The organism is Patulibacter sp. (assembly GCF_030655195.1).
Taxonomy (GTDB): domain Bacteria; phylum Actinomycetota; class Thermoleophilia; order Solirubrobacterales; family Solirubrobacteraceae; genus Patulibacter.
Genome location: NZ_JAURWA010000087.1, coordinates 23,094 through 32,164, shown reverse-complemented (window position 1 = coordinate 32,164; position 9,071 = coordinate 23,094). Strand labels below are relative to the sequence as shown.

Here is a 9,071-nt window from a genome sequence, read left to right as displayed (position 1 = left end):
CCGCGGGCGCGACGCCGTGGCCGCTGCCCGCCGCGCCGCGGAGCTCGCCCCCGAGAGCGCCTTCGCCCACCGCACGGTCGCCCGCGCCTGCCTCGCCCTGCGGCTGCTCCCCGACGCGCAGGCCGCGGTGGACCAGGCGATCCGGCTGGAGCCCGAGAACGCCGACGGCCACGTGCTGCGCGGCACCCTGCTGCTCGAGCGGTCGCGCCCCGTCGAGGCCGAGGCGGCCTTCCGCGAGGCCCTGCGCCTGGAACCCCACGACGCCGGGGCGCTGAACGACCTCGGCGTCGCGCTCCAGCGGCAGGGCACCGACCGGGGTCCCGAGGCACGCGAGGCGTTCGAGGCCGCCGCCCGGGCCCGCCCCGGCGACGCGCTGGCGCGGGAGAACCTGGCCGCCGAGGCCCGCTCCTGGGTCAACGGCCGGTGGGCCTGGGGCCTGGTCGTCTTCTCGTCCGTCAAGGCCGCGTTCGGGTTCTTCGGCGACGCGACGGACCGCACCGCCGCCGTCGCGTGGCTCGTCGTGGCGCTGGGTCTGGCGGGCTGGCTGCTCGTCCGCGGCCGGCAGCGCCGGGCGCTCCTCAGCCCGGCCACCCAGCGGCTCCTGCAGGACCAGGGGTGGCGCGAGCGCACCCAGGTCCTGTCGTACCGCCCGTGGTTCTGGTTCGTCCCTGCGCCGATCTGGCTGGCGGTCGCGCTCGTCGTGGCCCTCGTGTGCGTCGTCGACGCCGTGGACGGCGGCGGGGGAGGCACCTGGGCGGTGCTCGCCGCCTCCCTCGTCGTCGCGGGGCTGACGGGCCGGAGGACCTGGCGGCGGTGGGGGATCCCCTGGTGGTCGGGACGGCGCGGGTGAGTGCCGGGGCGCGGGACGGATCGCGGTGAGCGCGGGGGACCGGGGCGACCCGCTCGCCGCGGAGGTCGAACCGGTCGACGACGTCGTCGACCGCGCGGCGGCCCTCGCGGACGTCGGGCGCCACGTGGACGCGGAGCGGGTGCTGCGCCGGGCGCTGGCGACGGACCCCGACGACGCCGGGCTCCGCGCGGCGCTGGTCCAGGTCCTGCTCGCGCTCGGGCGGCCGCAGGAGGCGCTCGAGCACGCCGAGCGGACGGTCGTCCTGGCGCCCGAGGTCGGCTACGGCCACGCGCTGCGGTCGCTGGTCCTGGGGACGGACCTGCGTCGGAGACGCGACGCGGTGGACGCGGCGCGCGAGGCGGTCCGCCTCGATCCCGAGGAGCCGTTCCATCACCGCGTGCTCGCCGTCGCCTGCCTGCGCTCCCGCTGGTGGCCGGAGGCCTTGGACGCCGCCGGCCGGGCCGTCGCGCTGGACCCGGAGGACGCGGACGCCCACGGCGTGCTCGGCGCGGCGCTGATGGGCTCCGGCCGCGCCGACGAGGCGGAGTCCGCCTACCGCGAGGCGCTGCGCCTGGACCCCGAGGACGGCGACGCGCTGCACGACCTGGGCCTGGCGGTCGGCGTGCAGGGCCGTGCGCGGCAGGACGAGGCACGGGGGCTCCTCGTCGACGCGGCACGCGCGGACCCGACGGACGAGCGGGTGCGACGCACCGTCGTCTCGGCGGTGCGGCGTGCCGCCTACGGCCGCTGGGTGTGGCTGCTCGTGGCCTACGCGGTGTTCCGCGCGCTCGGCTTCCTCCTGGGCGACGACCCCGTCGCCCGGGGCCCCGGGACCGTGCTGTGGCTGCTCGTCGCCGGCGTCGTGGCCGCGGTCCTCCTGGTGCGCGGGCGGCGTCGCCGGTCCCGCCTGACCGCGGTGGAGCGGCGCATCCTCGACGAGGGGCGGTTCTCGGCCCGCATCCCGCGCCCCGCCACCCGGTGGACGCGCCGGCGCGATCCGCCGGCGGGCCGTCGCTAGGGTCCGGCGGGTGTCCGACGACGTCTCCCGCGACCCCGCGTCCGTCCCCCACCCCACGGGCGCCCCGACCCCGCCGGCCCCGGACGTGGCGACGGACCCCTCGGGCGGTCGCGCCGCGGTCTTCTTCGACCTGGACAAGACGCTCGTCGCCGGGTCGTCGGGCTTCTACTGGGCCCGGGCCGCGGCCGCGACGGGCCTCATCTCCCGCCGCCGGCTCGCGGCGGACGGGTGGGCGAACGTGCGGTTCCGGCTCAGCGGATCCACCGACGAGTCCACGCGCGCGGTCTGGGAGCGCGCAGGGGCGTTCATCGCCGGCAAGCGCGTCCGCGACTTCGAGCGCCTGTCGCCGCGGGTGCTCGCCGGACTCCTCCCGCGGCTCTACCCGCAGATGCTCGCGATCGCGTGGCAGCACCAGGACGAGGGGCGGCCCGTCTACATCGTCACCGCCTCGACGCAGGAGACCGCGGACATGGTCGCGCACGTCGTCGCCTTCGACGGCGGCATCGGCGCCCCGCTGGAGCAGGTCGACGGGCGGTACACCGGCCGGCTCGCGGGTCCGATGACCTACCGCGAGGGCAAGGTCGAGGCGATCGCCGCCCTCGCCGCCGCCGAGGGCTACGACCTCGCGGCGTCGTGGGCGTACTCCGACAGCGAGTCCGACCTGCCGATGCTGCGCGCCGTGGGCCACCCGGTGGCCGTCAACCCGGACCGCGAGCTGGCCCGCGTCGCCCGGGAGGAGGGGTGGGAGGTGATCCGGCTGGAGCGGATCACCCAGCACCTCAAGGCCGTCGCCGCACTCGCCGTCCTCGGGGCGGCGGGCGGGCTCGCCCGCGTCGCGGTCGCGGATCGCACGCCGGCCGCGGGACGCGTCCGCCGGGCCCGCTGACCGACGGCCGGGGACCGCATCGCCGGTCGTGGCGGGCGATCGGCCCGAGGTCACACGAGCCGCCGGGTCCTTCGGCTACGCTTCGGCGCTCCATAACCCATTGCCGAGTCCCGGGCGCACGTCGCGCGGGAGCGGGGGACCCATTGATCGCCTCCGGGCGGTCGGGGGCGAATCGCCGGACCCGTCCGGTGTAGCGCAGTCTCAGAGCGCGAGCCCGTCAGCTAACCCCGTAGGCGCGAGAGACGAAGGACGGTCCCCGTGAGCCAGACTCGCGAACAGGACTCCAGCCTGCGCTGGAGTCGCAGCCTGCGTGCGTCGCAGGCCCGCCGCGCCGCGGCAGCCCGCATGCGCCGATGGAGCCGGCGTCGCCGGATCACCGCCACCACGATGGCCGTCGCCGTGCTCGGCTTCGGTGGTGTGGCCGCCGCCCAGCAGACGACGGGCTCCGGTTCGTCGTCGTCCGCGACGGCGGGCAGGACCGCGGCCACCAGCGTGTCCGCGGTGCAGCAGCAGCTCGGCGTCACCGCGGACGGCGTCGCCGGCCCGCAGACGCGGCGCGCGCTGAAGACGTGGCAGCGCAAGAACGGCCTGCAGGCCGACGGCGTCATCGGCCCGGCCACGCTGAAGGCCATGGGCATCTCGGCGGCCAAGGCGTCGCCGCGCTCCGCGACGACCAAGGACGCGGCCGCGATCCCCACCGGGACGGCCTCCACGACCCTCGAGAAGATCGCGCAGTGCGAGTCCGGCGGCGACCCGACCGCGGTGTCCTCGTCCGGCCAGTACCGCGGCAAGTACCAGTTCGACCGCCAGACCTGGCGGGCCAACGGTGGCTCGGGCGACCCGGCCGCCGCCTCCGAGGCCACGCAGGACCGCATCGCGGCGAAGCTCCTCGCCGCCCGGGGCACGGCGCCCTGGCCGGTCTGCGGGAAGTAGCGAGCGCCCGCGAGCGCTTCCCGCAGCGAACCGGCCAGCGGTCTGCGGAAGGAGCGAGCGCCCGCGAGCGCCGGGGGTCGCAGGATCCCCGGCGTGCCCGGCGGGTGTGATTGGGTTCCGACGTGCCCGAACCGCTGCGCAGAGACCCGATCGGCGAAGCGCGGCGCCACTGGACGGACCGCTGGGGTCCCGAGCCTGCCCGGCCGATGGCCGCGGTGACCTCCGTCATGCGGGTCCAGCAGATCCTCCTCGCGCGGCTGAACGGCGTGCTCCGGGAGCACCGCCTCACCTTCCCGCGCTACGAGGCGCTGATGCTGCTCTCGTTCACGCGCGACGGCGCGCTGCCGCTCGGCAAGCTCGGCGAGCGCCTGCAGGTCCACCGCACGAGCGTCACGAACATCGTGGACAAGCTCGAGCAGGACGGCTTCGTCCGCCGCGTGCCCCACGTGAGCGACCGGCGGGCGACCCTCGCCGAGATCACCCCGGAGGGCCGCGAGGTCGCCGGACGCGCGACGCTGGACCTCAACGGCGTGGCGTTCTCGCTCGAGTCCCTGGAGCCCGCCGAGCAGGAGCACCTGACGACGCTGCTCGAGGTCGTCCGTCGTGGTGCCGGTGACTTCGCGGCGGACGACGACGGCTGACCGGTCCCCCGGACGTCCGTCACGTATGGCGTACGCCCCCCGGTCGGGCGGTCCGCCGACCGGGGGTCGCACCGGACGGCGAGACGGCGATCGTGCCGCCTGGTGTGAGAATCTCGGGACCATGAGCACGACACTCGCCCCCGGCGCCGCCGCCGCGCCACGCACCGTCCTCGCCGACGTCCTGCCCGGAGCCCGGGTCCGTGACGCGGTCCTCGTCCTCTTCGGCGCCCTCTTCACGGGCGCGATGGCGCAGATCGTCATCCCGATGACGCCCGTCCCGATGACCGGCCAGACGCTCGCCGTCGGCCTCGTCGGCGCGACGCTCGGTCTGCGCCGCGGCACCGCCGCGATGCTGCTCTACGTCGTCCTCGGCTTCGTCCTGCCGATCTACGCGGGCGGCGGCCACGGCATCGAGAACCTCTGGGGCGCCACGGGCGGCTACATCGTCGGCTTCGTCGCAGCGACCGCGGTCGTCGGCTGGCTCGCCGAGCGCGGCGCGGACCGCAAGGTCGCCTACGCGTTCCTCGCCTTCGTCGTGGCGCAGCTCCTCGTCTTCGTCCCCGGCGTGCTCGTCCTGCAGGCCGTCACCGGGATGGCCTGGTCCGACGCCGTGCACTCCGGCTTCACCGTCTTCATCGTCGGCGGGCTCGTGAAGGCCGCCGTCGGCGGCGCGCTCCTGCCGGGCGCCTGGAAGCTCGTCCGCCGCTACGAGGGCTGACCCCGTCGCGCCGCCCGGCGCGACCCCGCAGGATGGACACGGCCGGGGGCGACCCCGGCCGTTCTGCGTCCCGGGGCGGCCTGGGCGCTGCTCCGCCCCGGCCCACCCGGGGGCCGCAGGGCGTCCACGGCCCCTGCGGCCCTCGGGTGGGCCGCACCGGCGTCCCGGCCTACCCGGTCGCGGGGCCCGTGGTCAGGTCGATCGGCGGGCCCGCGAGCCACGAGCCGTCGCCCTGCCGCGCCAGCAGCCGCAGCGGCCCCGCGTCCACCACACGTCCCGAGCGGACGGCGACGCCCTGCGGGTCGGTGCGCACCGGGCCGGTGAGCGCGTCCCCGCGACCCGGTCCGCCGCAGCCCGGCCGCGGGGCGCCGCAGTCGTCGAGCACCACCGGCCGCCACGCCTCCGCCCCGGCGTCCCACCGCTCCACGGCGATCGTCCGCGGGCCGAAGTCCCGCCGCACCTGGGCGAAGATCCAGAGCCGCCGCGTCGCGCCGCTGCCGACGAGCCGCGGCCAGAACGGCAGCGCGAGGGCGGCCGCGGCCGGCTTGGCCGCCCCGGTGCGGTCCAGGACGCCGCTCTGCCAGTCGCGGTACCGCCGCCGGTCGCCGACGGGCAGCCCGGACTCCGCGGGCTCGATGTCGCGCAGCAGGAACTGCGCGGCCGAGACCACCCCGGGGGAGCGCCAGGCGAGGTAGGTGCTCCAGCCGACGAAGCGCGCCTGGTCCGCGCGGGAGAACGGCTGGTACGGGTCGTCCTCGCGGGCCTCGTAGCCGTACTCCGTCAGCCAGACCGGGGCCGGGACCGCGGGGTCGTCGCCCAGCACGATCCGGCCGGCGTCGCGCAGGCGCCGGAGCAGCGACTGGAGCTCGTCCTGGTCGGCGAGCTGGACGCGGTCGCGGCCCTCGGCCGGCGTCCCGGGGGTGACGTAGCGGGTGTAGGGGTGGAACGCGAGCCCGTCGGCCTCGACCGGGCGGAAGTCCTTGCACCCCCGGTCGTCGACGGGGCGCAGGTCGTCGTCGACGCACGCCAGGCGTCGCAGGAACCGCAGGGGCGGGACGCCGGCCTCGCCGTCGCGGCCGCCGATCGAGGTCAGGTTGCCCAGGAGCACGGTGGCGCCGGGCGAGACGTCCCGGATCGCCGGTGCGGCCGCCCGGTGCATCGCGCGGTAGACGTCGGCGGACTCCGGGGTGAACCCGGACGCCGTGGGCTCCCACTGCGGGGAGAGGAACGCCGGGTGGTTGGGCTCGTTCCACGTCGCGTAGAGCCCGACCCGCGGCAGCCCCGCCCCGTCCGCGCCCGTCCGGGTGCCGTCGTAGCGTCGCGCCACGGCCGTCGCGAACGCGGCGAACGCGGCGGGGTCCGGGCGCAGCCGCGGGCGCTCGCGATCGGTCGAGCCGGCCTGCACCGCCCATCGCGGCGCCCAGAACGCCAGGTCGATCAGCACCCGCAGCCCGGCCCGGTGGGCCTCCCGGACCGCGAGGTCGAGGTGGTCGAAGGCCCCGGGCGCGTAGGTGGCCGGGTCGTCGGGCCGGAAGCCGCCGCCGGGACGCTCTGCGGACCGGGGGTCGGGCGCGATCCGCGACCAGCTGGCGGTGAGCCGCACGACGCCGACGCCGGCGTCGCGCGCGGTCTCGAGGTCCTCGCGCACCCGCTCGGGCGGGCGGTTGAGCAGCTCGGCGTCGTCCTGCAGGACGAGCGGCAGGGGGAGGCCCGGCTGGGCGTCCGCGGACGGCGCCGCCCCGAGGCAGGCCACGAGGGCCGCGAGGGCGACCGGGAGCGCCCCGAGGCGGGCCGCCGTCCGGGCGGGGCAGGTCCGCCGGGGACGCGGGGCCGGCGCAGCGTGTGGGCCGTCGTGGCGTCGCACTCCTCCAGCATCGCTCGCCGACGGGCGGACCGCGCCGGGGCGTCCTCCCGGACGGCCCCGCGGTGACGGCGTCCACGGGCGACCCGGGACCGGCGGGCGGGGGTCCGCGGCGCGAGCCCGGGGCGCCGGACGCGGGTGCGGGTCCGGGGGATAGGATCGCGCCGACACGCGGCGGGTACTGGCTCTCGCAACCGCAGGTCCCCTTCCGGGCGTACCTGCGGACGAGAGTGACGGCGGGGACCGGACGCGTGGGGAACCACGAGACCACCCCGTCACCGCTCACGAAGTTACCGACGGTCGGAAAATGCGCGGAACCCCTCGCATCGTCGACTGACCCGTCAGTCGATCCCGCTATATTCCGACCGCCCGTCGGCCCCAAGGAGGCTCACAAGTGACAAAGATCGTCGTCCTGGTGAAAGAGGTCCCGGACGCTGCCGTTCAGAAGCACGTCGACTCGTCCAGCGGTCGCCTCGACCGCAGTGGTGAGAAGACGCTGAACCCGTTCGACACCCACGCCATCGAGGCCGCGCTGCAGCTCAAGGAGAGCGGCGCCCTCGACGTGGACGAGGTCGTGGCCATCACGGTCGGCCCGTCCAGCGCCGTCAAGGCCCTGCACAAGGCCGTCTCGCTCGGGGCGGATCGCTCGATCCACCTGACCGACGACGCCCTCGCGGGGTCCGACGTCGTGGGCACCGGCTACGCGCTGGCCGAGCTGGTCAAGCGCGAGAGCCCGGACCTGGTCCTCGCGGGCCAGCAGTCCGACGACGGCCAGAGCTACGCCGTCGGCGCCGCCGTCGCCGAGTACCTGGGCTGGCCCGGCCTGACCCAGGTCATCAAGCTCGACGTCGACGGTCAGACGCTCACGTGCGAGCGCCAGGCCGAGTACGGCTACGACACCGTCAAGGTGACGCTCCCGGCCGTGATCTCGGTCGGCGACGCGATCAACGAGCCGCGCTACCCGTCGCTGAAGGCGATCATGGGCGCGAAGAAGAAGCCCCTCGAGTCGCTCTCGCTCGGCGACGCCGGCATCGACGCCTCCAAGGTCGGCGAGGCCGGCCGCAAGGCCGTCTGGACCGGCTCGAAGCAGCCGCCCGCCAAGTCCGGTGGCGAGATCATCGAGGACGAGGACACTGCCGCGACGGTCGAGAAGATCGTCACCTGGCTCGACGACAGGAAGCTGATCTGATGACGAACATCCTGGTCTACGCGCTGCACCACGAGGGTGCGGTCAACAAGAACTCGCTCGGCGCCATCTCCACGGCGGCCAAGCTCGCCGAGGAGCTCGGCGGCGAGGCCCACGCGCTGTTCGTCGGCGAGGACATCGCGGACGACACGGCGGGCACCGTCGGCACCTACGGCGCCAAGAAGGCGTTCCGCGTCAAGGCTCCGGCCGGCATCGCGCAGCCCATCGTCGACGCCCTCGACGCGGTCGTCGAGTCCGGCGACTACGGCTACGTCGTCTTCGGCGGCGGCCTGCTCGGCTTCGAGGCCGGCGCCGGCCTGGCCGCCCGTCGTGGCGGCGGCATCGGCGTCGAGATCACGGGTCTGCGCGTCGAGGACGGCAAGATCGTCGCCGAGCGCCCCGTGCTGGGCGACTCCGAGATCTCCGACATCGCGTTCGAGGGCATCGGCATCATCGCCGCCCGCCTGAACGCGTTCGAGCCCGTCGAGTCCGGCTCGCCGATCTCCGTCGAGGACGTCGACGTGACGCTCTCCGACGCCGCCGGCAAGCTCGAGGTCGTCACGCGCGGCGAGCAGCGCGGCGCCGACGTCAACATCGAGGACGCCACGATCCTCGTCACGGGTGGCCGCGGCCTCGGCTCGGCGGAGAACTTCTCCGTCGCCGATGGTCTCGCCGCCGCGTTCGGGGGCTCCGCCGCCGTCGCCGCCACCCGCGCCGCGGTCGACGCGGGCTGGTTCCCCTACGCCGGGCAGATCGGCCAGACGGGCAAGACCGTCGCGCCGAAGCTCTACCTCGGCCTGGGCGTCTCCGGCGCGATCCAGCACAAGGTGGGCATGCAGTCCTCCGACGCGATCGTCGCCATCAACAAGGACAGCAACGCGCCGATCTTCGAGTTCGCCGATCTCGGCGTCGTCGGCGACCTGCACTCGATCGTCCCGGCGCTCGCCGAGGCGATCAAGGCGAAGAAGGGCTAGAGGA

9 protein-coding genes and 1 riboswitch are annotated in these 9,071 nt (G+C 75.9%); of the genes, 8 read left to right on the top strand and 1 reads right to left on the bottom strand.

Features of this window, described 5'->3' with window-relative positions:
* From Q7T67_RS08925 to Q7T67_RS08900, 6 genes are all read left to right on the top strand, one after another.
* Window positions 1–850, top strand: an 850-nt coding sequence (locus Q7T67_RS08925) for a tetratricopeptide repeat protein (protein WP_304788202.1), incomplete at its 5' end; no start/stop codon positions are given.
* A gap of 25 nt (window positions 851–875) precedes the next feature.
* Entirely contained in the window at window positions 876–1,868 is a 993-nt protein-coding gene (locus tag Q7T67_RS08920) for a tetratricopeptide repeat protein (protein ID WP_304788200.1), read from the top strand.
* A 10-nt stretch (window positions 1,869–1,878) separates the two neighbouring features.
* A complete protein-coding gene (locus tag Q7T67_RS08915; protein ID WP_304788198.1) occupies window positions 1,879–2,754 on the top strand; it encodes an HAD family phosphatase in 876 nt (291 codons plus the stop codon).
* 91 nt (window positions 2,755–2,845) lie between these two features.
* Window positions 2,846–3,001, top strand: a riboswitch (cyclic di-AMP (ydaO/yuaA leader).
* Window positions 3,002–3,012: 11 nt separating this feature from the next.
* Window positions 3,013–3,687, top strand: a complete 675-nt coding sequence (locus Q7T67_RS08910; protein ID WP_304788196.1) for a transglycosylase family protein — start codon at window positions 3,013–3,015, stop codon at window positions 3,685–3,687.
* A gap of 122 nt (window positions 3,688–3,809) precedes the next feature.
* Entirely contained in the window at window positions 3,810–4,328 is a 519-nt protein-coding gene (locus Q7T67_RS08905) for a MarR family winged helix-turn-helix transcriptional regulator (RefSeq protein WP_370695380.1), read from the top strand.
* Window positions 4,329–4,449: 121 nt separating this feature from the next.
* Complete coding sequence (locus Q7T67_RS08900; protein ID WP_304788191.1) at window positions 4,450–5,046, top strand: biotin transporter BioY; 597 nt, start codon at window positions 4,450–4,452, stop codon at window positions 5,044–5,046.
* A 169-nt stretch (window positions 5,047–5,215) separates the two neighbouring features.
* Here the strand turns inward: Q7T67_RS08900 and Q7T67_RS08895 are convergent, their stop codons facing one another.
* A complete protein-coding gene (locus Q7T67_RS08895) occupies window positions 5,216–6,910 on the bottom strand; it encodes a cellulase family glycosylhydrolase (RefSeq protein WP_304788189.1) in 1,695 nt (564 codons plus the stop codon).
* Between the two features lie 391 nt (window positions 6,911–7,301).
* On the opposite strand from Q7T67_RS08895, the gene Q7T67_RS08890 reads away from it, so the two are divergent.
* Complete coding sequence (locus Q7T67_RS08890; protein WP_304788187.1) at window positions 7,302–8,096, top strand: electron transfer flavoprotein subunit beta/FixA family protein; 795 nt, start codon at window positions 7,302–7,304, stop codon at window positions 8,094–8,096.
* Entirely contained in the window at window positions 8,096–9,067 is a 972-nt protein-coding gene (locus tag Q7T67_RS08885; protein WP_304788185.1) for an electron transfer flavoprotein subunit alpha/FixB family protein, read from the top strand. The genes Q7T67_RS08890 and Q7T67_RS08885 overlap by 1 nt, the downstream gene beginning before the upstream one ends.
* Window positions 9,068–9,071: the final 4 nt, after the last annotated feature.